This is a genomic window from Vibrio sp. 10N.222.49.A3 (assembly GCF_041475145.1).
In the GTDB taxonomy this organism is placed as follows: Bacteria; Pseudomonadota; Gammaproteobacteria; order Enterobacterales; family Vibrionaceae; genus Vibrio; species Vibrio tasmaniensis_A.
The window spans coordinates 44,048-67,670 of the sequence record NZ_JBFRVM010000093.1 but is presented as its reverse complement, the minus strand read 5'-3'; the positions used below and the strand labels follow the sequence as shown (position 1 = coordinate 67,670).

The window sequence follows — 23,623 nt, the reverse complement described above, 5'->3', positions numbered from 1 at the left end:
CTCACCAGATAGACCACCAGAGAATGAGATAGCGCCATCAACTTTGTTGTTGCCAGCGAAGACTTGCATTTTTCCGTCTTCATCTACTGAAGCTTTTACTAGGTCTTGTTGACCATTAATGTAAGTTGCTAGCTCTTCGATATCATCACCTGCTTTTGCAGAAATGTTGATTTCTTGAAGGTCACCAAAACTATCTTTCAGAGACATTTTTAGGTCATTTGCGCCCGCTTTTACATTCCAATCTTTACCTTTAGCTTCTAAAGATTGGTAGCTGCTTCCGCCCATCTGGTCGTTATCAGATCGCATGTCTTTCAGTTGAAGCATGACTGCCTCACCATTGTCTGCACCAATTTGGAATGACTTAGTACCGTGAGTACCGTTAAGCAGCTTGTTACCACCAAAAGAGGTTGTTTCAGCGATACGGTTCAATTCATCATTTAGCGCCGTTACTTCTTCTTGGATTGCTACACGGTCAGATTTGGTATTTGACCCGTTTGTTGATTGCAGAGATAAGTCACGCATACGTTGTAGAATGTTCGATGTTTCATTCATCGCACCTTCTGCTGTTTGAGCGATAGAGATACCATCGTTCGCGTTACGTACAGCAACATCAAGACCGCGACTCTGAACGTTCAAACGGTTCGAGATTTGTAGGCCAGCAGCGTCATCTTTTGCGCTGTTGATTTTAGAACCTGAAGATAGGCGTTCCATTGATGTTTGTTGAGCGCTGTTTGCACTGTTTAGGTAACGTTGTGCTGTCATTGCTGAAACGTTGGTATTTACATTCACTGCCATGGTGATTTCTCCAATTGATTTTCCGGTATAGCGGTTTCCGACGTCTCGGAAAACCAAGTAGTTATCTCTAAGTTACTTTTAATAACGGCTCAAAATTCAGAAGCTTTAGAAAAACTTTCAAAAAACCACAAATTAAATATTAAAATCAAATTTATCAGACACTTAAAATTTCACATTTTTTATAACAGTGGCAGCCTTCAATTGAGAATGCATTTAAAAGTGTTCAAAAAACACACTAATCACTATTTGAGTTATCCTATATAGAGAAATGAATAGTCGCCAAAGAGCTCAGATTGGTATGCTTCTTATACAAAGAGTTGAGTTGTTTGTCGTGAAACAGATAAGTGAGATCGAGGTTTTGCGGATTTGAAAGGTAAACTAGACGATCTAAAAGAAAATAAAAGTGTAGAAATAGAAAGGAAAAAGCCCCTTTTCCTGTTAAGGAAACGGGGCTAGTTGGCGTGTCAGAGCCTGTGCGGAGATCATCGAGAAATGAACACATTTCCGACGCGCCGTTGCATTCTTACCGTAAAAATGGATAGCAGGTGAGAGATGAGAGAGCTAAACACCCGATAGTAAGTATGCTTGCCAGTTTCCCTTGCTACGCAGTTCACGTCTGAACACGAGTAGCAAGTTCAACCAATAACTATTGCAATAGTGATATTGCAGAGTTAGGCAACTGTTTTGCTTGAGCAAGTATTGATGTACCTGCCTGTTGCAGAATTTGAGCTTTGGTCATTTGCGTTGTCTCTTTCGCAAAGTCTGTATCTTTGATTCGGCTGTTTGAAGCGTCTACGTTCTCTTGAACATTTGCCAAGTTATTAATACTGTGGCTTAAACGGTTCTGCTTCGCACCCAAATCAGCACGCTGTGAATCGACATACTGCATCGCAGAATCAATTACACCGATTGCGTTTTGTGAACCAGCAACGGTATTCAAGTCGATATCCTGAACCAATGAAGTTCGACCTTCACTTTTGAGGCCTAGCTCAGAGGCTAAACTGCCCGAGATCGACATCGCGCCTTCTAAATCAGGTTCCGCAACAAATATTTGCATGCGACCTTCATCCGTCACAGACGCATTCACTAGATCAGATTGGCCGTTAATGTAAGTTGCTAGTTCTTCGATATCTTCACCCACTTTGGCGCTTATATCGAGAACAATGGCTTCACCCGCTTTAGTTTTAAATTCAAACTTAAGGTCTTTTGCTGTTGGTGGAACTTCCCAACTATTGTCTTTAGCGTGTTCAGAGTCGAACGTCGTTCCTCCCATGCGGAAGTCATCAGCACGAATACTGGTTAACGCCATGATCATAGCTTCACCAGAGTTTGAACCAATCTGGAATGAAGCTTCACCGAATGAACCATTCAATAGACGACGGCCACCGAAAGCAGTGGTCTCTGCGATACGGTTAAGCTCATCTTGAAGTGCCATTGTCTCTTCGTTTAGCGCTTGACGCTCTGCCGGAGAGTTGGTGCCGTTTGATGATTGAATCGCCAAGTCACGCATGCGTTGTAATACGTTCGTTGATTCATTCATCGCACCTTCTGCTGTCTGAGCAATCGAAATACCATCATTAGCATTACGCATTGCTACATCCAGACCACGTGATTGCGCGGTTAAGCGGTTCGAGATTTGCAGGCCTGCCGCATCATCTTTTGCGCTATTGATTTTATGACCTGATGACAAACGCTCCATAGAAGTCGCTAAGTCATTAGACGATTTATTCAAGTATCGCTGTGCTGTCATAGCAGATACGTTAGTGCTTACATTAATAGCCATATTGCTCTCCTTATGAGTTCGCAAAGTCACTGCGAAGCGGCCAGCTTTACTCTCATATGGATAAGCACTGACCGTGTATTACGCGATAAACCCTAGATAAGGTTTAAGATCTGTATTAATCATTTATGAAAATTATAAAAGCATGTTGTGTGCCAACTTTTATTTTAATTCCAATAAACTTAAAATAAACATAAAAAAACAAACAGTTAAACCACAACCCCCCATAGGGGCTAATTATATCAAGTCGAGAAAATAAGATATTGATATCTCTCGTTGCCGTTTTTTGCCGCTATTTTTCAAACATGCCACACTGAACAAAAAAGTGGCAATCCATAGAATTATTCGCACATATGGCATAGCACATACGGCAGAGAATTAACCCCAGATTAACGGCTGTTCATAGCTAAATATAATTAAACAAGGTCAGGTCTTTCGTCTTGCCAAACGCTTGTTGTGAAGCTTCTAGCGCTCGAGAGTTTTCATTGAATTCAATGATGGCTTTCGAATAGTCCAAGTCTTCAAAATTGCTTTTTGCTTTCGCTAAAGACAACTTAAAATCTTCATGTTGCTGCTCTTGAATATCCAATGTACTCAAACGAGCACCGACATCCGTTCTCGCCTTAGTCAAATGAATAAACGCGGCATGAAATTCTTCGGTCATTTGGTGCAACTTTGCCGTTGCCGATGCATCTGATACAGGATTTTCTGCCTGTTCGGCGGTCTCTTTGAACGTATCAAAGATAGAGAATGTCTCTCTCGGCTCTAAAGTGATCGAGTCACCTTTCGTGATCTGTCCTTTGAATTGGATATTCAAACCTTCATAAACAACTCCCTTCGAAGGGTCAAAATCTTCTGCAGCAACCACTGCACCGTCTTTTTCAAGCTGATAAGCGAACTTGCCCGTCTGCATATCAACAAAAGTGACTTTATAAGTTGCACTATCGTCAGCTGTATTAGTTGCACGCCCTAGCAATAACTCAGAGGCTGGTTCAAGGTCATACTGAGGTTCGTAATCACCGAACGGGTTATCTATTTCCATAAACAACTTACTGCCCGGATCGTTCATTGCCATTTCAAAGCTCGTTGCTACTCGCATCTTTCTTTGATAGTCATCACCTTGATAAGAAACATTCCCTTCATTATCTTGAAAAAATGGCTGGCTCTTGGGCTTGGTTCCTGAAAATGTGTAGTTACCTGACTCATCTTGAGTATTCGCTAAATGTAGAAGATTATTCGATAACTCTTGAATTTCACGTTTCTTCGCTAAGCGGTCTTCCGGAGAAAGTGCACCGTTAATCATTTCCATCACGGTTCGTTTTGCTTCATCCGCGAACCCTTCCGAGTTGGCGACCATGACTTCATGATGTTCAAGGCGGTTTCTAATTAGAGTGATCGCATCGACATACTGTTTAAGTTGCTCAGATTGCTGGCCGATGTTTTGTAAATAATGCGTCGCCAAAGGATCATCACTCGCCGACTGTAATTTCTTACCGGAAGCCAGTTGTGCTTGATTATGATGCACCTTGTTTTCTTGGCGGCGAAAGTCATTTTGTACTGACTGATAATTATGAAAGCTAGAAATACGAGTCAACATTTATATCTCCTACCTCAAAGCCAAAATAGTATTAAACGTATCATTGGCGGCTTGCATGATGCGTGAAGAAGCCATGTACGCTTGCTGAAATTTCATCATATTTGCTGCTTCTTCATCTAGGTTCACCCCAGAGACTGAAGCAATACGTTCTTGAGCTGACTCTTTTTCTAGCCTAGCAATATCACTCAAGCGATTTGCCGTTGAAGATTTCAAGCCCGTATTGGTATTCAAGTTGTGGTAAAGATCTAAAATAGTAGACTCACCATCATCCAAGACTTTGCCTGTTTGGAGATCTTGCAATTTACGCAAGTTGCCATTGTCACCTTCTGATGGGACAAGGTTTGCCGTAAATTTATCGTTTGCCACCGCGCCCGGTGTAAGTTCAAACGTTGTGCCATTAATTGTCACAGGGCCTTGTGGTGGATACGGTTGAGGCTGCATAAGTATGTTGCCCTTAGGATCGGTAACTGCAAACTGTTCGCCCTTTGGTGACACGATCACTTCAAATTCTCGTAATTGACCTGCCGCCAAAATTTTGAAACCTGCAGTGCCTTTGGCAAAGGTAGTTGATGCCTCATAGCTTTGCGCCGCAATATCTTTAGGGTCTTTGGTTTCCATCTGAATCTGCGCGGCAAAGTTGCGAGTTGGGCGTAGTAAAAGCTTCTCACCCAGTTCAGGCGGATTTCGAATTTCCACTCGCATGCCATCTAAATAAAAGGCATTGCCGGTTGAATTAGTGCTAACTTTTACCGTTTCACCATCTGGCTTAATCACCACATAATCGCTGCCATCGTATTTCAGACCATACTCGCCGCCTTTCAGAGCAGAAATATCATCAATATAAACCGCGACATCCGCTTTAGACTGTCCATGAGCAGTAACACGAGACTTAGCCACTAACTCAGAGTTCACATTGGTAAACAGGTTTTTACCTACATTGCCATTGAGATCCAAACCTTGCGATTGCAGTGCATTGACCTCGTATGAAAACGCGGTCGCCAAACGACCAAGCTCATCCATAACTGCAGGAATATGTTCATCACGCATGTCTAACATCGCGCCGATTTGTCCATCAATATCGCGGTTAGTAATCGCCTTTAATGACTTTCCTTCAACGATAGCAAGACGACGCTGATGTGCATCTGGTACGCCATCGATCATTTTCAGTTGGCTCGCTTCTGTACCAGAAACTAAGGTATGACCATTACCGATATGGACATTAAACCCTTCATTATTAGCTCGTGGTGTCACCGTCACTTTAGTGTAACCAGAAAGCTCATTAACTAGCTGTTCGTGTTGATCTTGTAGATCATTATGAGGTCCGGGAGTTCGTACCATTAGTCGCTGAAGATCACGGATCTCGTATGCAATTTGGTTAACTCGCTCGATACCCATGTCTAATTTCTTATTCGCAGAATCAGACTGTTGACGAACGGTTTCATGAAATTCATTTAACGTTTTACTTAATAACCCAGCTTTTTCTATGACGACTTTTCGTGTACCCACATCATTTGGGGTATCAGCGAGCGTCTTAACAGAATCAAACCACTCATTGAGGTTCTCTGGGATTTTCTTCGAAACAACCGATGACAACATGCTTGACAGCATATCCAGGTTAGCTTCGGTATCCGCTTTGTTAGCGGCATTGGTTGTTGATAAGTTAAGTTCCTTGACGGCAAATTGGTCCCACGAGCGGCGAACATTTTCCACATGCACACCCATACCGTAGGTTTGACCACCGTACTGGCGTGGGTCATTCACACCTTGAACCACAGACTGGCGGCTATAGCCTTCTGTGTTGGCGTTAGAAATGTTATGACCTGTGGTGTTTAGCTGTCTCTGAGCAGTAAGAACACTTTGTGCTCCTACATTCAGAAGATCCGACGCCATAATGCCCCCAAAAAACTTAACAAAATCAGCATGAACTGATTAACTACTACAGCTTATTATTAAGATATTTAGCAATATATGTGCCAACAGAAATGACGGAGAGTTAAAATACTATAATTTATTGAAGTGTAAGGAGAAAACTATGGATGGCGCGTAAGATTGAAGGAGCGGATAAGAAAAGAGCCTGCCGGTGGCAAGCTCTCGAGTGCATTCAATAACGCTATTTCATCTCATCAATCTTAGCTTTAACTCGTAAAACCTTGTCGGCATAGTTAGGGTCGGTTGCGTAACCCGCCTGGTGAATGCCTTTGATGAAATTCTCAGAGTTACCTTGATGCTGCAATGCCGTTTCGTATCTTGGGTTTTCGTTCAAGAACTTCACGTAATCATTAAAGCTATCTTCGAAATTAGAGTAAGAACGGAAAGAAGCAGACTCTTTAACGGCTGTTTTACCATGGAACTCTAGAGTTTGAGTAGCAACCTTATCGCCCTTCCAACTTCTATCAGCTTTGATGTTGAATAGGTTGTTGCTGTTGCCCAAAGAGTTCTTAATCATCTTAGAACCCCAACCTGTTTCAAGTGCCGCTTGTGCCAATAGCAGTGATGAATCAACACCGAGTGCGCTCGCCGCTTTTTCAGCGTAAGGCTTCATTGAGGCAACAAACGATTCTGGAGAGTCGAAGGAAACGGGTTGTTTTGCTGCTGACACGTCTGTTACTGACATAGCTTGCGCAGATTGAACTTCAGGTGCTCTATCTTCTGAACGCCCCGAGTATTGCGGTCTTTGCAGTGAAGTATCAAAGCCTTCATTGCGAACCTTATCTTCAGTTGCATCATTTGCTTGACCAGCACTTAACTGAGCTACGATCATGTCCGCAAGACCGAGCGAACCTGACGCACTGAGTTCACTCGCCATTTGGTCATCTTGCATCTGACGATAAAACTGTTCATTCTGGCTGTTCAACATATCTGACTTAAAGCTCGAGTTCGCATCACGCATCGACTTAAACAACATCGAGGTAAAAATAGATTCAAACTGTTTTGCTGCAGCGGTTAGCGCTTCTTTTTCACTGCCTTCTTCACCGCTTACCGCTTGTTGACGAAGACGGTCTAGGCTACCAATATCGTGAATAAAGCCGATGTCATTGTTATTTTTAATCATGCTTTATCCCTTAAATAATGATCAACTGACCTTCAATTGCACCCGCTTGTTTCAGTGCTTGAAGGATTGCCATTAAATCAGAAGGTGCGGCGCCGACTTCATTGACAGCGCGTACCAAATCATCGAGCGTTAAACCGGGTTCGAACTTGAACATTTTACCATCGGCTTCGGTTACTTCGATGTCCGAATCAGGAACGACTACCGTTTGACCACCAGAGAATGCGTTAGGTTGACTCACGTTTAGATTTTCTTTGATTGCGACTGTCATGCCGCCGTGTGTTACTGCTGCTGCTTTTAAGCGCACATGCTTACCAACAACAATAGTACCGGTACGAGAGTTAACAATGATTTTTGCAGAGCCCTCTGCAGGGTCAAATTCGATGTTTTCGATGGCAGACAAAAAAGCCACACGTTGGCTGATTTCACGTGGCGCACGAACTTTTACAGAAGTCGCATCGACCGCAGACGCCATTTGAGGGCCTAGGAAATTATTAACCGCATCAGCTAAACGCTGAGCCGTAGTAAAATCAGATTGGATTAAGTTGAAAGTGATGTAGTCACCACGACCAAATGGGGTTGGGATTTCTTGCTCTACCGTCGCACCGCTAGAGATGATACCGACGTTTGGGTTGTTACCAACGAGCTTAGAACCATCGTTGCCTTGAGCACTAAAACCACTCACAACCAAATTACCTTGTGCCACAGCGTACACTTGACCGTCTAGACCTTTAAGAAAAGTCTGCAGCAAAGTACCACCACGAAGGCTTTTTGCTGAACCAATAGACGACACCGTTACGTCTACTTCCTGACCTTGCTTAGAGAATGCCGGAAGTTCAGCGGTAACGATTACCGCCGCAACGTTTTTGGTTTTTGGCTTGGTGCCAGGCGGCAATTGAATGCCAAAATTTTGCAGCATTGCGTTAAACGTTTGATCGGTAAAGGGAGTTGTCTCACCGGTGCCCGGCAAACCTGTGACCAAACCATAACCGACAAGTTGGTTACTACGAACACCCGCTACTTTTGCCACGTCTTTTATACGCGCGGCATGAGCACTGGTGGCAAGAAATAGCATGCCGAAGAGTACGAGTGTCAGTTTTTTCATTGAGTAACCTGTCTGTATTACTTTAATTTATAATGAGTTAGCTTGAAATTAGATAATTCTTAAAGTGCCAGTATGTCGACACAGTCTCAAGCTCTACAAAGATACATTAAAGAATCGTGCCAAGAACCCAGGTTCTTGCATATCTTTCTGCACACCCGTACCTGAGTACTGAATTCGTGCATTCGAAACACGGTTCGAAGCAATGGTATTCTCAAAGTCGATATCGTCAGGGCGGATGGTGCCACTTAAGCGAATGTACTCATCACCCGTATTCAACGTCATCCACTTTTCACCGCGAACCACTAGGTTGCCATTAGCTAATACTTCAATAACTTCAACGGTAATGTAACCGCTAATGCTGTTACTTTGGTTAGCTGATGCATCTCCAGCAAAGGTGTTGGTGTTACTCAGATCGTAAGAAAAGTTGTATTTACCAAGTTCTAGATTTTCACCACCTACAGCTAACGGTTCCATCGATGCATCGTTCGATTTAGACATATCTGCATTAGCTTTTTTAGTCGCTCGCGTATTCTCATCTAACGCAACTGTAATAATGTCACCAATTCCGCGAGGTTTTGAGTCGTCATACATGCTACCAATGTGGTTAGCATTGAACAGTGAGCCTGTTGCTGCCGCATAATGCTCTTGTTTTTTCTTCGGGTTAATTGGCGCCCATGCAGGATCACCAGCAATAGGGTCAGTTCTATCTCGAAGTGTGTCGATAATACCAGAGCTTTCCTGGGCAGCCTTGTCGCCTTCTACAGCATCAACCACTGTGGTTGCGTTCTCTTGCGCCGGAGTTTCAATTGGCTCCAGTGTGGTACAACCCGTCATAGATAAAAACAGAGCTAAACAAACAATACGTTTCATGGCGATGTACTCTCAGCAGACAATAGTAAACAGAACGATTAAAAGAAATAAGTAAACAGCGAATTAACCAGCTACAGCTGTTGGTTAACGAAGCTCATCATCTTATCTACCGCCGAGATAACTTTTGAGTTCATTTCGTATACACGTTGAGCTTCGATCATGTTAACCAACTCTTCAGTTACGTTTACATTAGATGCTTCAAGCATAGACTGACGAACATTACCTAAGCCATTCAACCCCGGAACGCCCTCTTGCGGGTCACCACTTGCACCTGTAGGCAAGTAAAGGTTTTGGCCAATGGGCTCTAAACCACCTGGGTTTACGAAATCAGTAATGGTGATTTGACCAACCACGACGTTGTCTTGCTGACCACGTAGACGAACCGACACCTCACCATCGTTACCAACCGTTACCGAGATCGCGTCTTCAGGAATAACGATTTCGGGTTGTAGGGCATAACCTTGACCCGATGTTACGATCGCACCGTCACCGTTCAATGTGAACTGACCATTACGGCTGTAACCTGTTTCACCGTCTGGCATCTCAACTTGGAAGAAACCGTCGCCTTCAATCATCATATCTAGACTATTCGACGTTGTTTGTGCGTTACCGTGAGTGTGCACCTTTTGAGTTGCAACTACCTTAGAACCAGCACCCAACATCAAACCACTTGGCAACTCAGTATTCTGAGACGATTGGCCACCTGGTTGGTTAATATTCTGATAGAACAAATCTTCAAACACCGCACGGCTCTTTTTAAAACCAATGGTTGAGGCGTTGGCAAGGTTGTTTGAAATTGTTGAAATATTGGTTTGTTGGGCGTCTAAACCGGTTTTACTTACCCATAATGCTGGATGCATAGCAATTTCCTTAAAATTCTATTAGCTCATACGAAGCAGTGAATCAGACGACTTGTCCATTTCCTCTGCTGTGCTCATCATCTTGACCTGCATTTCAAACTGACGTTGTAAGTCAATTAAGCTGGTCATTTCACCTACGGCATTTACGTTACTGCCTTCGATAGCACCTTTAAGCAACGTTACCGCTGCATCTGCTTCGTATGCCTGATCTGGGTTTTTCGAACGGAAGAGGCCATTCGTATCTTTAAACAAGCTTTGGTTATCTGGACGCACAAGCTTGATACGATCAACTACGGCTAATTCTTCAGCTGGAGCGCCTTGAGGAATCACCGAAATCGTACCATCTGTACCAATTTCTACTTTACTGATTGGGATTGGGAGCGTGATTGGTGCGTCGTTTTCACCAAGCACTAAATGGCCACTTGCGTTGGTAAGCAAACCGTTTTGGTCAACCCTTAGGTTACCGTTACGGGTTAAACCTTCACGGCCAGTATTGTCCATTACTGAAATCCAACCATCACCTTGAATGGTGACATCGAGATCTCGGCCAGTAGTAACCACACTACCCTGAGCGAAATTATGACCCGGACGCTCTGTCATGCTGAAAACACGAGTAGGCATGCCTTCGCCATACGCTTGCATTGAACGTGCCTGTGCTAAATCAGCACGGAAACCCGTTGTACTTACGTTGGCGAGGTTGTTTGAACGCAGCTGCAAAGCCTGCATATTTTGCTTAGCGCCACTCATGGCAAGAAACAGTGCGCGATCCATAATTTTGCTCCAAAAAATCATTTTCTGGAACTAATAAAGCAAACACTATGCCAATATTTTTAACTGTTATTTATCAAAAACTTAAATGAAAAAACAACAAAAAAGACTGATCGCAAAGGATCATTGAGGAAGAATTGTTGCCAGAGGCATTACCGGGCGGCAATAGGGGCGGCAAATAGACAAGCAAGCAGCCATACGTAATTCACCAACAATACCCAATTCAATAACATTGAATTGGGTATTCGCAGATGATTCAAACGCTCGAAACGATTAACGAATCTGAAGAATATTCTGTTGTAGTTGGTTGTGTACTTCTAGAGAACGAGAGTTCGCTTGGAAGTTACGTTGAGCAGAAATCAAATCAACCAATTCTTGAGTCATATCGATATTCGACTGCTCTAGTGAGCCATTGTTGATACTACCAAATGAACCTTTATTTGATTCACCCCAGATTTTATCACCTGAAGCCTTAGTAGAATCCCATTGAGTGCCGCCTTTCTTATCTAGACCATGCTCATTAGGTACACGAACTAAACCTACGCGGCCTAGTATCACATTTTCACCGTTTGAGTAACTGCCTAGAACACTGCCGTACTCATCAAAATCGATTTTCGTTAAGAAACCAGTTGTCGCGCCATCTTCATCAAACCTAGACAGTTCGAATGGAGCGGCAAACTGAGTTGAAGAATCCAGACCAAAGTTAAGTACCTGTGTCGGATCTGCACCGTTCAAATCAACTGCGTTCTCACCAGCGCCGATTGGATCAGATAGAATTGGCTGACCACTGTTAAGGCTTGCTAAGGTACCGTCATTGTTGAATTTCATGGTGTGACCAACATGACCTGCTGAATTCGTCGCGTCGCCACCAGTAATGTTTACCGGCTTCTCGCCCGTTTCATCTGACATGGTGTAGTACGTTTGCCAAGTATTCGGTTGAGTCTGATCTTTTAGGTAGTAAGTCGTTAACTTGTAAGACTGTCCCATAGAATCGTAGACCGTCGAAGACGTTGCACGGTTATAGGTATCTGGATCTTTGAAATCAAATGTTGCCGGGTCTTTAAGATCACCGTTCGCAGGAAGGTTAACCCCTACTTCAATGTTTTCTGTCTGTTTAGGCTTACCAAACTCAGCTGGAATGTCGAGAGGCTTTGGTGCATAAGAAAGAACTTCACCCGAGTTTGGATCGACATCATAACCTAAAAGAAACTCATCATTGGCCGTAACCATGTAGTTGTCTTTGTTTAGGTGAAATGCACCATTACGCGTTAGTTCATTGATCTCTGGCACCATACGGTCTTTCGATACTGCAAAGAAACCTGTACCACTTACACGCAAGTCCATTGGGTTATTCGTATAGATACTTGAACCTTCATGGAACTGTTGTGCCACTTGGCTAGCTTGCGCACCGCCTCCTGGCGTCGTTTTTGCGTTAGTGAACAACGAGCTTGAGTAAACATCCCCGAACTCCGCACGAGACTCTTTAAAGCCAAATGTGTTTGCGTTCGCAATGTTGTTACTGGTTGTATTCAGGTCTAACTGTGCAGCGGATAGACCGCTTAAAGATACATATGACATTCCAATATTCTCCTAATCTAGCTAGCATAATCACTCTAAAAAGAGCTACGCTTTACCAACTTCTAGTACTTCAGCAAGTCGTACTGGCGATGTAAAACCAGCCAGATTGAGTAGTACGTTGCCATCGCCTTTACCAAGAAGCACACTGTTCACGTTCGCATAACTCGACACTTGGAACTCTGTGTTCTCACCTTCCAATAAACCCGACGCTTTCACGTTGTATTTACCGGCCGGCAATGGATTACCGTCTTCGTCTTTTCCGTCCCACTCAACACGCGTGTCACCCGATGGTTTTGAGCCGATATCAAAAGTGCGAACCAATTGGCCAACTTCATTCTCAACACGGACCATTACATTGTCCATTGCCTGAGGAAGCTTAACCATTGACGCCATACCGCCATCACCTTGTTTCACACCTGCCGCTCCAGGAACCAATACATCGCGGCCAACCAAAGAAGATGCCTGCAGTGCTTGGTTAGAGGTCATTGATGAATTCAAGCTTTCAAACTGTGTATTCATTTTGCCAATGCCATCTACGGTCGCAAATGAAGCCATTTGCGCAATCATCTGGTCATTGCTAACCGGCTTAAAAGGGTCTTGTTGTGCAAGTTGCTTAGTCAACAACGATAAGAAGTCATCTTGTTTAAGATCTTGCTTACCTGTCGTTTCATCGGGCTTCTTAGCACCATCTTGAAGACTCTTCAGCTGGTCAACATAGGACAAGCCGCTTTGACCAACATTGTTGATTCCAGCCATTTGCTACCTCCTTATCCTTATTGACCCATCTGCAGCGTACGCAGCAGCATTTGTTTACTCGAGTCAGCAACCTGTACGTTTGTTTGATACGCACGTGATGCTGAAATCATGTTTGCCATTTCTTCCATAACGTTCACGTTAGGCTTATAGATGTAGCCTTCGTTGTTCGCTAACGGGTGATCTGGGTTGTACTCCGCATTCAGCGGTTTATCGCTTTCTACGATACCTAATACTTTTACTGGCACAGTGTGACCACTATTACGTGCCTGATTTAACTCAGCGCCAAACACTGCGTGGCGAGCCTTGTAAGTGTCTTTAGCAGAGCTACTTACACTGTCTGCGTTAGCAAGGTTACTTGAGGTAGTATTTAGACGAACAGATTCAGCACTCATCGCAGAACCAGTCACATTGAATACATTAAATAAGCTCATCTAGTTATTCCCCTTTTATCGCTTTAGTTAAATTCTTGAACTTACTTCCTAAGAAGTCGAGAGAGGCTTGATGCCTAATTTGGTTTTGCATGAAAAGATTTCGTTCCAAATCCAAATCAACCGTATTGCCATCTCCAGTATCAGGTTGCGTAGGAATTCGATACTTCGTTTCCCCATTCACCGTTGTTGAGGCAGAAATATGCCGACCGTCTGTTCGGCTAAGACCAATGCTTGCCCCAGAACTTGCCGCCTGCAGTGATTTATTAAAGTCTAATCCCTTTGCTTTATACCCAGGCGTGTTAGCTTGCGCGATATTGGTGGAAAGCACCTCAGCGTTACGCTCACGTACACCAACTGTGTGCTGGTGAATGCCTAAAGCATTGTCAAAAGAAATAGCCATGTAAACCTCAACTCAAGAACTGACTGTTATGAAATAACCTAAGCAATATATATACCAACTTTAAAAACAAAGTGGCCGACCATTACTTTTACAGGTTACTCGTGGGTAAACTTGCAATATACAAGCCAACAAATAGAGTAAATTGGAATGTCACTCTGACTTAAAGATATAGATTAAATTAGAAAAAGAAAACCCAGCACTTGGCTGGGTTTTAAATTTGGACAGTAATATTGCACCTTAAAGTGGTGACACTAATTACTTTAATTTGTAGATGATGCCTGGATTACAGCGAACCATTTCAAAACGATCCGTTAAGCCGGTTAACGATTCAGACGCACCCAATAACAAGTAACCACCAGGATTCAGGCTATTTGCCATCTGGTTAAGTACTTTTGACTTCATATCTGGAGAGAAATAAATCAACACGTTACGACAAAAGATAATGTCGAATTTGCCTAACAGTGCATAGCTCTCCATCAAGTTCTGAGGACGGAAGTTTACCATTCGCTTAACGTTGTCTTTCACTTTCATACGACCATCGCCAGCATCTTCAAAGAAAGTGCGACGGCGCTCAGGAGAAAGTCCTCGGCCCAAGGCAAGGTTGTCATAAGCGCCGGTGCGGCACATATCCAACATACTTGCTGAAATATCAGTAGCGGTAATCGATACATTTGGCAACATACCCGGCTTACGTGCTTGGGTCTCAAGTATCGTCATAGCCATTGAGTATGGTTCTTGGCCTGAAGAGCTTGCCGCAGACCAAATCTTGATAGGACGTTTATTTGCCGCTATTTCCGGTAGAAGTTTATCCGCTAGTACAGCAAACGGATAAGTATCTCGGAACCAAAGTGTCTCGTTAGTCGTCATAGCATCCACTGCCGCCACTCTCAACTCACGGTTTCGACCTGTCACTACATCTCTTAGCAAATCAGACAATGAAGCTACATTAAACTTCGTTACTAATGGGCTTAGACGACTGCGCACTAAATACTGCTTACTGTCACCTAATACAATGCCACATTGAGATTCTAAGAAACGGCTGAAATCGCGATACTCTTGATCACTTATTGTTATAGCAGTCATTAATGTCTCTTTTAGTTAGTTAACGCAGCTTTAACCGCGCCACCAAGCTCATCAGGATTGAATTTCGCGATGAAGGAGTTAGCCCCTACGCGCTCAACCATGGCTTGGTTAAATACACCACTCAATGATGAGTGCAAAATTACGTATAAATCTTTTAGTTCTGCGTGACGACGAATCTCAGCAGTCAGCGTGTATCCATCCATTTCAGGCATTTCGATATCTGAAATCACCAATGAAATTTGATCGTAAATACGGCCTTCCGATGCCATTTTCATCAGAGTCTCATAGGCTTCTTTACCATCTTTAACAGCAATGACCTCAAAACCAATAGATTCTATAGCACGTTGAACCTGCTTACGAGCAACCGTCGAGTCATCAGCAATCAAGATTCGGCGAACCAATTCTTTCTCTTGTTCAACTTCTGCAATTTCCTCTGCGATTCTGCTATCCATGGTCTCATCAACAGGTGAGATCTCAGCAAGGATCTTTTCAACATCCAGAATTTCAACCAATTCATTATCGATGTTGGTTACCGCTGTTAGGTAGTTATCTTTACCTGAACCATCTGGTGGTGGAAGAATAGCTTCCCAGTGCATATTAACAATTCTATCTACAGAGCTTACGAGGAATGCTTGGATAGTACGGTTAAATTCAGCAATCACCACAAAGCACTTATCGATATCAGATGTAGGACGTCCGCCTACCGCTAGGCTCAAATCAATGACAGAAACTGTCTGACCACGAATATGAGCCACACCTTTTACGAGATGATGTAAATTTGGCATTAAAGTCAGACGAGGGCATTGTAAAACCTCTTTCACTTTAAATACATTAATACCGTAACGCTGACGCCCCATTAGGCGAAAGGTTAGTAATTCTAATCGGTTTTGACCGACGAGTTGCGTACGCTGATTCACTGAATCAAGAATACCCGTCATGAGCTCATCTCCATATCAAACTTTTTGGATAGAAAGTGTTAGTCTACTGCAGGCTACGAACCACTAGAGAAATAAAATGACATATCATAAAGCAAACATATATCTTTTTTCCATAGCTATGTGTAGAACTATTTTTAAAACTGTCGCTAAGTTTATCGGCATTCTAACAATATTGTTTAGTTTTTTTACACACGCGGCAACGCCGGAACAAATTGACATGATCCAATCAGCGGCTGAGCAACACATCCTTGACTCGGTGGAGCAACCGCGAGGCGGTGAACTTTTTGTTAATTCCGCTAATGTAGACTCTAGAATCAAAGCAACAAATTGTCCTATCCCCCTTGAGACAAGTGCCTCTACAACAACCAACACTCGCAGCAGCATTACTGTTTTAGTTCGTTGTGTTCCTGATGAATGGCGTGTTTACGTGCCAGTGCGCCTTTCAATGTCAGTACCACTTGTCACAACGACTCGTTCACTAGCGAGAGGCGAAATTGTCGGTCAATACGACGTCACAACTGCGATGATCTCTCTCAACAAATTTCGTCGCCAAGGCTTTACCACTCCACAACAAGTCATCGGTGCTAAGGTAAAAAAGAACCTAAGACCTGGTGATGTTGTCGAAAGAGGCGATATTTGTGTCGTATGCCGAAATGAGAAGGTTATCATACAGGCAGTAAAAGGTGGCATGACCATTACCACCAAAGGTACTGCACTTACCGATGGCTCAATGGGTGATCAAGTTAGGGTGAAAAATGACAAATCACAGCGTATAATCGAAGGTATTGTTACCAGCATGTCTGAAGTCACGGTTTACTTTTAACACTTCACTTTAAAGTGTCGGTATCGTTAGCGCTTTTATTCTCAACTCTAACATCCAATTATAACGGTTGAGGTGTTTGGTTCGTTTTCGACTATTGAGCTAAAAATTGCTAAAGTATTCTCACCCATGGTCGATATTGACTGTACAGGTTCCCATTTTGAAGAAAAAGGCTTAACTATGGCAGGTATTGATAATATTCGTTCAGGGCAAACCCTAGCGAGCACTAACCGCTCAGCAGTGCGCTCTGATTCTAAGTCTGAGGCATCAAGAGCTGATGTGTCATCTAAATCACCCGCAAGCAAAGATGCGGTTTCACTAAGCCAACAAGGCAAGGCGATTGGTCAACTCCATCAAGAGATGGCAGCACAACCAAGTTTCGATTCAGTGAAAGTCGCGGCAATAAAAGAAGCGATCGCAAATGGTTCATACACTGTTGATCCAGAAAAGTTGGCCGACAACATGATGAAATTTGAAAACGAATTAAAAGGTCTTTAAGCAAACATTAGCTTTAAAATAAAGTTATTATCTTAAAGTACACGAGGTTATTAGTAGGTTACATTATGGCGGCACTAGCAGATTTAGTTAATTTCCAACTTCAAAATGCCAAAGCCTTATCTGAATTATTGAGTTCAGAGAAAATCGCTATTACAAGCCGACAATCAAGCGATATTGAGCGAATAGCCAAAGAGAAAGTGGTTCTTGTTGAACAACTAAGATCAACCGATCAACGAATCGCTGCCCATACTAATATATCTGAACTGACCGAGAACCCTGAACTTGCTCAGTTAGTCACAACCATCAAATCCATAGTGCACGACTGCCATCAAGCGAACTTGGTAAATGGCGAAGCCTTGAATCGAGCACACCTTAGCTTCAAAAAACTCAGCAATATGATGCAGCAAAGTCACGGCAAAATTGGCATGACCTACAATGCCGGAGGCCAAACGCATACAATTTCTACGCTAGGAACCAACGTTAAAGCCTAGTTAGGTAAACCACCTCCTTCTCATATCTGTATCTGTATCTGTATCTGTATCTGTATCTGTATCTGTATCTGTATCTGTATCTGTATCTCAGCCTACCCTTCTCGTTACACCAGTCAAATCTCCCACTAAACCTGTGAATGTACTCCCCAAGCCGATAAACAAAAAAGCGGCAAGTACTTTAATACTTACCGCTTTCTTATTCATAACCGTTACTGGTTGCCGTTACGCCATCTGGAAAGCGAATAGCAGCCAATATAAAAGGAGAAACCTATAACTAGACGATCCTTAAACTAGAACAACGTTTGTTGTCTCTTCTCAGGCACTGGCTGAACTTCGCCATAATTACGCAGTTGTTCCATTTTTTGGATATCTAACCGCAGTTCAGTCACATAGCTGTCGCCAACAGGGTAACTGCGCACCACTTCGGCACCACGGATAACACCATCAACCGCGCCTGAAGTTCTCTCAGTACCAAGACGCTGATCTTCAAGCTCAGCTCGACCACTCACGCGCATACCATACACTTGCTCGGCAAGTTCACGATACGCATCAATTTTAGAGGCTCTCATTGCTCGAATACGTTTCTCTTCGTCATTACGACCTTTCTGCTCGCTGACACTCGCGTAGCCAACCGCAACCAAAAAGTCATTAGGTCTCATGCTTTGTAATGGTTGGCAGCCGACAAGCAATAAAGCGGCAACAACAAATATTAACTTCTTCATCACGAACTCCTAAGGGCGAAGAATAACAGTATGAGGCTGACTGATCGTTGGATCAGAACGAATAATAACCCCATCTTGAGTTCGAATACTGTTCAGAGTATCTAAGTCACGACCAATACGGTCTGCAGGTAAAAAGCCTTGTGCGGAAGCAACAACGATGCGAGTTTGCATTCCGACCACACGAGCATTCACTAGAACACCGCCTTCTTGACGAAGCATAGTTCCAGTCAAAACATACTGGACGTCTTGCTCTTGGGCTAAGTCTTTCCAATCGCGGCTAATAGCAAAATCCCCCTGGTGGGTCACTTGGATAGAGCCTGTGGTTTTAAAATCAACCACTTTAAAACCTCGACGCTGAAACTGATGAATGAAACCTTCTGATACCGAGTTTCCTAACCAACTGGTTGTGTCCATGTGTTGCAGATCGACAAACGAGGTAATGGCAATGGGTGTTCTGGCTGAAATACTCGTATTCGACAAGATCAAATCTTCGGTCATGCTTTCCACGAAAAAATCCATGGTATGACGCGGGCTGTCCATCAACATAAACGGACTGCCTGAATACTCAGATTTACCGTTATAGATTGGCGAATAAGCGCATGATGTCATTAACATGACACTCATTACTACGAGCCATTTTTTCATTCTCTTATCTCCAGATATATTTAGTGCTTGCTGTTCCAATATGTTCTCGCCATGACTCTTTTCAATGGATTACAATGTTGGAACAATCTTTGCTTTTCATTAATGGTTCAGATTATGAAAAACGCACTTGAGTCAGCTTTAAGCTTATAGATATTTGTTAAGCAATATTTATACCCAACTGGTAACGAATAGATGAAAAAAATAATTTATTACTTATTTTCAATAAGTTTACTGACAACCATCAGCTTCAGTACTCATGCCTCTTGGTATGAAGTTACCGGTACTGCAACCATCGTATCGTCAGAGGATGCGGCAAGGGTTCATGCCCTAGAGGATGCCGTTTACAAAGCCATACAGTTCTCTGGCGCTGACATCGGCAGTATTGCAAACCTCACCCCCTACTTAGATGCAAAAAAGAAAGAATTTCAATTTACCAATCATGAAGTGCGCTACATCTTAGTAGAAAAAGAGAAGAAACGCGGTGGCAATATAATGGTCACTGCAAGGATAGACATCTACCCTTCGGCAAGTGCTTGCCATGAAAGCCAATATAAGAAGACGTTTTTGGTCGGTAATATTGATGTAAGCTCTCCACAACAAGCTGTGATGGGCCGAATCTATAACATTGGTGATGATTTTGGCCATGTCGTTAACCGACAACTGGCGCAAGAATCTCGCAGTTTTGTCTCTGTTGGTACAACAAATTACGACATAGACAAGCGTCGACCGGAAGTGACCAAAATGATCGCACAAGATACGGGGGCACAGTACATCATAGGTGGTGACATCACCGACTTAACCGCAACCATTGAATCGAAGCTTTTGAAAGACGACATTATCAATCGCCAATTTGCGTTAGAAATGCAGGTATTCGATGGTAAAACAGGTCATCAGGTTTACAACCGAAGCTATCGTGAAGTAGCAAAATGGCCATTTGCGAAGACCAGTGAAATCGACACACGCAGTGCTCGTTTCTGGGCATCAACCTATGGCAGCATGATGCTTCGTGTCAGTCGTAATATTATGTTGGATTTAGAATCGGAAGTATCTTGTAAAATCACGCTTCCTGAAGTTGCTGCTGTGTTTGGGAATATGGTGACCATTGATTTAGGCCGAATACACGGTGTAGAACAAGGTGACAAACTTCAGCTTTGGCACACAGGTTCATTTATCGACCAAAGAGGCTTGCCACGCAATAAGGTCTCTCAAAGCGATATCACCCTGACGGTTTCTCGCGTTTATGAAAACGAAGCTGAACTCACCATTGATCAACCAAGCCTTGCGGGAAGCATTCAAATTGGTGATGTAATGCAGAAAATCATGTAGTTAGCAGCACCATCAACTCATGTTTTCTAATAAAGCCTTAGCAAAAGTACTAAGGCTTTATTTTTTTCATGAGGATTAGTTTCGGTTTCGCGGTATTTGTCGTAACCTTATTAATAACATAATCATCATTTAGCAAACTATGAGCCAGAATAATCTAATTGGTGCTACCGGTTACCGCTTTATCTCGAAAGGTAAGACCGCTTTTAAGATCCACATTCATACACCCGACGATACGGTATTACATCGTTCAGTTGGCTTTGTTCGTATGGGGGAAGACAAAGCACTCAAGAAAACCATCAAATTAAGAGATGAGCTGGGTAGACAGCTTTGGGGCAAGTTTTGGCCAAAGGTCCTCAAAGAACCCTATCTCATGACACGTCTGCCTCATAGTTTAGAGCCTAAAATTGTATTTAAGCCTAATCCAACGCAGAGTGACCCTGAACATCGCGACGAGTGCTACATAGCGAAATGGCGTGTTTTCTCTGAGAATGGTGATTACAAATACAGAACGAAAGTATGTTCTATACGGAAACACGGTCGACTCGCAGCCTACAGCCAAACCAAACGAGCACTGCTTGAAGCTCACAAAGATGTGATTGAGCTGCTTATCTTTATGGGACGATTGAACAGCATTGATCTGAAGTAGTATCAACCTCGATAACTTCGTTAGAAACTTTGGATTCTGACGTACTGGAGTTGGTACTCGAGCTGAGAGGCTGATTATCAGATACAAAAACAGCCGCGCATTGCGGCTGTTTTGATTTATGGCTAACCATAGTGACCATTTAGCATGCTATTACATACTAAATAGACCATCTAGCTTCGGCATATCTCTGCCAGCGTCTTCAATCGACGTTTTGACTCGTTTACATAGGGGTTGCTTTGATCCCATGCGTAGCCCGCCAAAATCGAACATACCATTTGCTTTATCTTCGGGTTTGGTTCTTGATAGAAAATCACATCCTGAAGAGCCCCCGAGTACCACCCTTCAACATACGTTCTAAAAGTATTTACCCCAATCATCAATGGTTCAGCGTATTCACGATCCCAGTCGACTTCATCGCAATAGTCACTCCCGATGAAAATACAGGGTCAAGAAATTCCCCTGCATTACCCAGTAATGCATACTTATCGGTTGCAAGATGTTTAACGTTGACAGAATAGCCACCAATTTCGCCTGCGGGATTTGGATACTCCGCATTTGCCAAAATCTCGGCCAAGCCCGACTCTTCTGTTGCCAGCTGCTTAATCGCCGAAATCTTGTCTTCTGGGTATGATTCAAAGAATTTAGGTTCCCCTACCACACCGAATGAAGAGACTCCGTTACTGAAGGGAATCAACCAATACCAAACATCAGGATTGGTTGGATGTACCGAGACCAAAATTTTACTGCGATCGTATTCAAGATCAGTATCCGTTGCTGAGATATGATCATTAACATGTGTGAAGATAGCTTTGCGCGGAGGAAGTCGTGATGGCTCTTCTAAATCGAGCATCTTGGGTAACACTCGACCAAAACCACTACCATCCAGGACGTATTGAGCCTCTAACTGATAACGCTCTCCACCCTGTATTTGTACATCTAGTATAGTATGGTCTTCAGCGAAATTAATGCCTATCAGTTCATGTTGGTAATCAATGGTAACACCCTGCGCTTCAGCACAGTCTGCCATTACCTTATCAAAAGTACCTCGTTGAACCTGAAACGTCGTTCCCGGCCCAGAAGAGAACTTATCTTCAAAATTAAACGCCGTATAAACACCATTTTTACGAAAAGCCGCGCCATCTTTAAATTGGAAGTTAGCATTAGCCACAGCTTCGCTCATGCCCGCTTGTTCGATCACTTCCATGCACGCTGGTAACAGGCTTTCACCAATAGAAAAACGGGGGAAAAGGCTTTTTTCAATCACTCGAACATCGATGCCTTTTTTATGAAGCAAAGACGCCGCAATAGACCCTGATGGGCCAGCTCCGATGATCACTACTTGAGTTGACAGTTTTTTCATTAATTTAAGCCATGTTTACCATGATTATTTCGCGCTAGCTTTCAGCTCCAGAAGCGTATGCCCAAGACCGATATCGTCGGTACGAGTCACCACATCAAAGCCAGCCTCTTCCACTATCTCTAGGAAATCTTCACTGCGGTAAAAGCGGCTGTTGCCGTTGGCCAAGCAAGTGAAGTAGAGAGACGTCGCATTTAAGCTATAAGAAGCCGCATCGTATTTCTGTGCATCCCAAAACAGTTCAAGAATATAAACAGTCGCGTCTTCTGACATATGAGAGCGAACACGCTTTAATATGCTAAGAATTTCCATTGGCGAGAAGCAATCAAGGAACTGACTCATCCACCACACATCCGTACCTGTCGGCAGCGCTTGCTGTTTATCAAGCATGTTAGCGGGGAATGGAGTCACTCGGTCTTGATGACCGTGCTGTGTTGCGTTTGCCATTGCCATTTCTAATTGCTGCGGCAAATCGACAATCGTCACCTCGACATCAGAGTCGTAGTTACAACATTGCATTGCCCACTTACCTGTATTACCGCCAATATCCACCAGCGATTTAGGCTTCTTACTGAAAACTTTCTCAAGTAACACAGGGAACGAACGATCTGAGTAGAAATGATCAAACTTAAACCAACTCTCTTTTGCTTTTTCTGGCAATTGAGACAAACCTTGGTAAATCGTTTCCCAGTCACCCAGCTCTTTCAAGCCCGCGGGTGTACCTTCTTCAATCGCTTCAGTTAAATGCATCATCGCGGCGTAACAGACATCAGCCGTGAAATCCATATTTGCGTTGGTCATGCCATCGTGCAATAGATAAAAACCTAGGTTAGCCATTTTATAATGAGGCTTATCCCAAGTAACGATGTGAGCACTCAACGCCATATCAAGCAGAACTTTGACACCGTATTCGGATACACCCGTTGCTTGAGAAATAGTTTCAGCGGGTAAACCATCATTGCCCGCGTCATCTAACGCTTTCAAAATACCTAAATCACGAAGTGTACGAGCTGTATGAAAAACAATAGGAGCAAAAGACAATTTTTGCGCTTCTGTTTTTGCTTCTAATGCGTTAAATGGATCTAATTTATATTCCGACACGAAAAAC

General features: G+C 43.2%; 23 protein-coding genes and 1 pseudogene. 5 read left to right on the top strand and 19 right to left on the bottom strand.

The features are described 5' to 3' along the window. The 15 genes from AB4589_RS17085 to AB4589_RS17015 all read right to left on the bottom strand — a co-directional run. A partial coding sequence (locus AB4589_RS17085) for a flagellin (RefSeq protein ID WP_017101390.1) occupies positions 1–795 on the bottom strand: 795 nt, incomplete at its 3' end. 646 nt (positions 796–1,441) lie between these two features. Next, positions 1,442–2,578 carry a flagellin gene (locus tag AB4589_RS17080; protein WP_017100665.1) on the bottom strand — a complete coding sequence of 379 codons (1,137 nt, stop codon included), beginning with the start codon at positions 2,576–2,578 and terminating at the stop codon, positions 1,442–1,444. A gap of 403 nt (positions 2,579–2,981) precedes the next feature. Next, on the bottom strand, positions 2,982–4,172 hold the full coding sequence (gene flgL, locus AB4589_RS17075; protein ID WP_372101244.1) for a flagellar hook-associated protein FlgL: 1,191 nt from the start codon (positions 4,170–4,172) through the stop codon (positions 2,982–2,984). Positions 4,173–4,181: 9 nt separating this feature from the next. Next, a complete protein-coding gene (flgK, locus tag AB4589_RS17070) occupies positions 4,182–6,062 on the bottom strand; it encodes a flagellar hook-associated protein FlgK (protein WP_372101243.1) in 1,881 nt (626 codons plus the stop codon). Between the two features lie 220 nt (positions 6,063–6,282). Continuing rightward, complete coding sequence (gene flgJ, locus AB4589_RS17065; protein WP_371710143.1) at positions 6,283–7,224, bottom strand: flagellar assembly peptidoglycan hydrolase FlgJ; 942 nt, start codon at positions 7,222–7,224, stop codon at positions 6,283–6,285. Between the two features lie 10 nt (positions 7,225–7,234). Continuing rightward, complete coding sequence (locus AB4589_RS17060; protein WP_017056857.1) at positions 7,235–8,326, bottom strand: flagellar basal body P-ring protein FlgI; 1,092 nt, start codon at positions 8,324–8,326, stop codon at positions 7,235–7,237. A gap of 93 nt (positions 8,327–8,419) precedes the next feature. Continuing rightward, positions 8,420–9,196, bottom strand: coding sequence for a flagellar basal body L-ring protein FlgH (flgH, locus tag AB4589_RS17055; protein ID WP_012603427.1), 777 nt, complete (start codon positions 9,194–9,196; stop codon positions 8,420–8,422). 71 nt (positions 9,197–9,267) lie between these two features. Further along, complete coding sequence (gene flgG, locus AB4589_RS17050; RefSeq protein ID WP_009848570.1) at positions 9,268–10,056, bottom strand: flagellar basal-body rod protein FlgG; 789 nt, start codon at positions 10,054–10,056, stop codon at positions 9,268–9,270. Between the two features lie 21 nt (positions 10,057–10,077). Beyond that, positions 10,078–10,827, bottom strand: coding sequence for a flagellar basal-body rod protein FlgF (gene flgF, locus AB4589_RS17045; protein WP_009848571.1), 750 nt, complete (start codon positions 10,825–10,827; stop codon positions 10,078–10,080). Between the two features lie 270 nt (positions 10,828–11,097). Further along, on the bottom strand, positions 11,098–12,402 hold the full coding sequence (flgE, locus tag AB4589_RS17040; protein ID WP_017100669.1) for a flagellar hook protein FlgE: 1,305 nt from the start codon (positions 12,400–12,402) through the stop codon (positions 11,098–11,100). Between the two features lie 45 nt (positions 12,403–12,447). Further along, a complete protein-coding gene (flgD, locus tag AB4589_RS17035) occupies positions 12,448–13,158 on the bottom strand; it encodes a flagellar hook assembly protein FlgD (protein ID WP_009848573.1) in 711 nt (236 codons plus the stop codon). 17 nt (positions 13,159–13,175) lie between these two features. Continuing rightward, positions 13,176–13,589 (bottom strand): flagellar basal body rod protein FlgC, encoded by a 414-nt coding sequence (gene flgC / locus AB4589_RS17030; protein ID WP_009848574.1) that lies wholly within the window; start codon positions 13,587–13,589, stop codon positions 13,176–13,178. Between the two features lie 4 nt (positions 13,590–13,593). Next, positions 13,594–13,989: a flagellar basal body rod protein FlgB gene (gene flgB / locus AB4589_RS17025; RefSeq protein WP_009848575.1), complete on the bottom strand. Its 396-nt coding sequence runs from the start codon at positions 13,987–13,989 to the stop codon at positions 13,594–13,596. 255 nt (positions 13,990–14,244) lie between these two features. After that, positions 14,245–15,072: a protein-glutamate O-methyltransferase gene (locus AB4589_RS17020; RefSeq protein ID WP_009848576.1), complete on the bottom strand. Its 828-nt coding sequence runs from the start codon at positions 15,070–15,072 to the stop codon at positions 14,245–14,247. A gap of 11 nt (positions 15,073–15,083) precedes the next feature. Beyond that, entirely contained in the window at positions 15,084–16,010 is a 927-nt protein-coding gene (locus AB4589_RS17015) for a chemotaxis protein CheV (protein ID WP_372101242.1), read from the bottom strand. A 76-nt stretch (positions 16,011–16,086) separates the two neighbouring features. Here AB4589_RS17015 and flgA point away from each other — a divergent pair, with 76 nt between their 5' ends. The 3 genes from flgA to AB4589_RS17000 all read left to right on the top strand — a co-directional run bounded on the left by flgA (position 16,087) and on the right by AB4589_RS17000 (position 17,819). Further along, complete coding sequence (flgA, locus tag AB4589_RS17010) at positions 16,087–16,833, top strand: flagellar basal body P-ring formation chaperone FlgA (RefSeq protein ID WP_012603426.1); 747 nt, start codon at positions 16,087–16,089, stop codon at positions 16,831–16,833. Between the two features lie 177 nt (positions 16,834–17,010). After that, the gene (gene flgM / locus AB4589_RS17005; RefSeq protein WP_029225445.1) at positions 17,011–17,328 is read left to right on the top strand and encodes a flagellar biosynthesis anti-sigma factor FlgM; all 318 of its coding nucleotides are present in this window, start codon (positions 17,011–17,013) and stop codon (positions 17,326–17,328) included. Between the two features lie 65 nt (positions 17,329–17,393). Continuing rightward, positions 17,394–17,819, top strand: coding sequence for a flagella synthesis protein FlgN (locus tag AB4589_RS17000; RefSeq protein ID WP_086048932.1), 426 nt, complete (start codon positions 17,394–17,396; stop codon positions 17,817–17,819). Between the two features lie 290 nt (positions 17,820–18,109). Here AB4589_RS17000 and flgP read toward each other — a convergent pair whose 3' ends face one another. Both flgP and AB4589_RS16990 read right to left on the bottom strand, forming a co-directional pair. Next, a complete protein-coding gene (gene flgP, locus AB4589_RS16995) occupies positions 18,110–18,541 on the bottom strand; it encodes a flagellar assembly lipoprotein FlgP (RefSeq protein WP_012603423.1) in 432 nt (143 codons plus the stop codon). Positions 18,542–18,550: 9 nt separating this feature from the next. After that, the gene (locus tag AB4589_RS16990; RefSeq protein ID WP_012603422.1) at positions 18,551–19,186 is read right to left on the bottom strand and encodes a FlgO family outer membrane protein; all 636 of its coding nucleotides are present in this window, start codon (positions 19,184–19,186) and stop codon (positions 18,551–18,553) included. Positions 19,187–19,378: 192 nt separating this feature from the next. On the opposite strand from AB4589_RS16990, the gene AB4589_RS16985 reads away from it, so the two are divergent. Then, positions 19,379–20,512, top strand: a complete 1,134-nt coding sequence (locus tag AB4589_RS16985; RefSeq protein WP_372101240.1) for a flagellar assembly protein FlgT — start codon at positions 19,379–19,381, stop codon at positions 20,510–20,512. Positions 20,513–20,651: 139 nt separating this feature from the next. Next, positions 20,652–21,158: a hypothetical protein gene (locus AB4589_RS16980; protein WP_009848584.1), complete on the top strand. Its 507-nt coding sequence runs from the start codon at positions 20,652–20,654 to the stop codon at positions 21,156–21,158. Between the two features lie 170 nt (positions 21,159–21,328). Here AB4589_RS16980 and AB4589_RS16975 read toward each other — a convergent pair. Together AB4589_RS16975 and AB4589_RS16970 are read right to left on the bottom strand one after the other, a co-directional pair. Continuing rightward, positions 21,329–22,518: pseudogene (locus AB4589_RS16975) on the bottom strand (NAD(P)/FAD-dependent oxidoreductase). 24 nt (positions 22,519–22,542) lie between these two features. Beyond that, positions 22,543–23,616 carry a methyltransferase gene (locus AB4589_RS16970; RefSeq protein WP_009848586.1) on the bottom strand — a complete coding sequence of 358 codons (1,074 nt, stop codon included), beginning with the start codon at positions 23,614–23,616 and terminating at the stop codon, positions 22,543–22,545. Between the last annotated feature and the right edge of the window lie 7 nt (positions 23,617–23,623).

Excerpts from the sequence above, each read along its gene's own strand:
- flgK (WP_372101243.1), bottom strand. The coding sequence starts at position 6,062 with ATGGCGTCGGATCTTCTGAATGTAGGAGCACAAAGTGTTCTTACTGCT.
- flgB (WP_009848575.1), bottom strand. The coding sequence starts at position 13,989 with ATGGCTATTTCTTTTGACAATGCTTTAGGCATTCACCAGCACACAGTT.
- AB4589_RS17020 (WP_009848576.1), bottom strand. The coding sequence starts at position 15,072 with ATGACTGCTATAACAATAAGTGATCAAGAGTATCGCGATTTCAGCCGT.
- flgD (WP_009848573.1), bottom strand. The coding sequence starts at position 13,158 with ATGGCTGGAATCAACAATGTTGGTCAAAGCGGCTTGTCCTATGTTGAC.
- flgG (WP_009848570.1), bottom strand. The coding sequence starts at position 10,056 with ATGCATCCAGCATTATGGGTAAGTAAAACCGGTTTAGACGCCCAACAA.
- flgM (WP_029225445.1), top strand. The coding sequence starts at position 17,011 with ATGGCAGGTATTGATAATATTCGTTCAGGGCAAACCCTAGCGAGCACT.
- flgE (WP_017100669.1), bottom strand. The coding sequence starts at position 12,402 with ATGTCATATGTATCTTTAAGCGGTCTATCCGCTGCACAGTTAGACCTG.
- AB4589_RS17060 (WP_017056857.1), bottom strand. The coding sequence starts at position 8,326 with ATGAAAAAACTGACACTCGTACTCTTCGGCATGCTATTTCTTGCCACC.
- flgF (WP_009848571.1), bottom strand. The coding sequence starts at position 10,827 with ATGGATCGCGCACTGTTTCTTGCCATGAGTGGCGCTAAGCAAAATATG.
- flgP (WP_012603423.1), bottom strand. The coding sequence starts at position 18,541 with ATGAAGAAGTTAATATTTGTTGTTGCCGCTTTATTGCTTGTCGGCTGC.
- flgJ (WP_371710143.1), bottom strand. The coding sequence starts at position 7,224 with ATGATTAAAAATAACAATGACATCGGCTTTATTCACGATATTGGTAGC.
- AB4589_RS16985 (WP_372101240.1), top strand. The coding sequence starts at position 19,379 with ATGAAAAAAATAATTTATTACTTATTTTCAATAAGTTTACTGACAACC.
- flgL (WP_372101244.1), bottom strand. The coding sequence starts at position 4,172 with ATGTTGACTCGTATTTCTAGCTTTCATAATTATCAGTCAGTACAAAAT.
- AB4589_RS17000 (WP_086048932.1), top strand. The coding sequence starts at position 17,394 with ATGGCGGCACTAGCAGATTTAGTTAATTTCCAACTTCAAAATGCCAAA.
- flgH (WP_012603427.1), bottom strand. The coding sequence starts at position 9,196 with ATGAAACGTATTGTTTGTTTAGCTCTGTTTTTATCTATGACGGGTTGT.
- AB4589_RS17015 (WP_372101242.1), bottom strand. The coding sequence starts at position 16,010 with ATGACGGGTATTCTTGATTCAGTGAATCAGCGTACGCAACTCGTCGGT.
- flgC (WP_009848574.1), bottom strand. The coding sequence starts at position 13,589 with ATGAGCTTATTTAATGTATTCAATGTGACTGGTTCTGCGATGAGTGCT.
- AB4589_RS17080 (WP_017100665.1), bottom strand. The coding sequence starts at position 2,578 with ATGGCTATTAATGTAAGCACTAACGTATCTGCTATGACAGCACAGCGA.
- flgA (WP_012603426.1), top strand. The coding sequence starts at position 16,087 with ATGACATATCATAAAGCAAACATATATCTTTTTTCCATAGCTATGTGT.
- AB4589_RS16980 (WP_009848584.1), top strand. The coding sequence starts at position 20,652 with ATGAGCCAGAATAATCTAATTGGTGCTACCGGTTACCGCTTTATCTCG.
- AB4589_RS16990 (WP_012603422.1), bottom strand. The coding sequence starts at position 19,186 with ATGAAAAAATGGCTCGTAGTAATGAGTGTCATGTTAATGACATCATGC.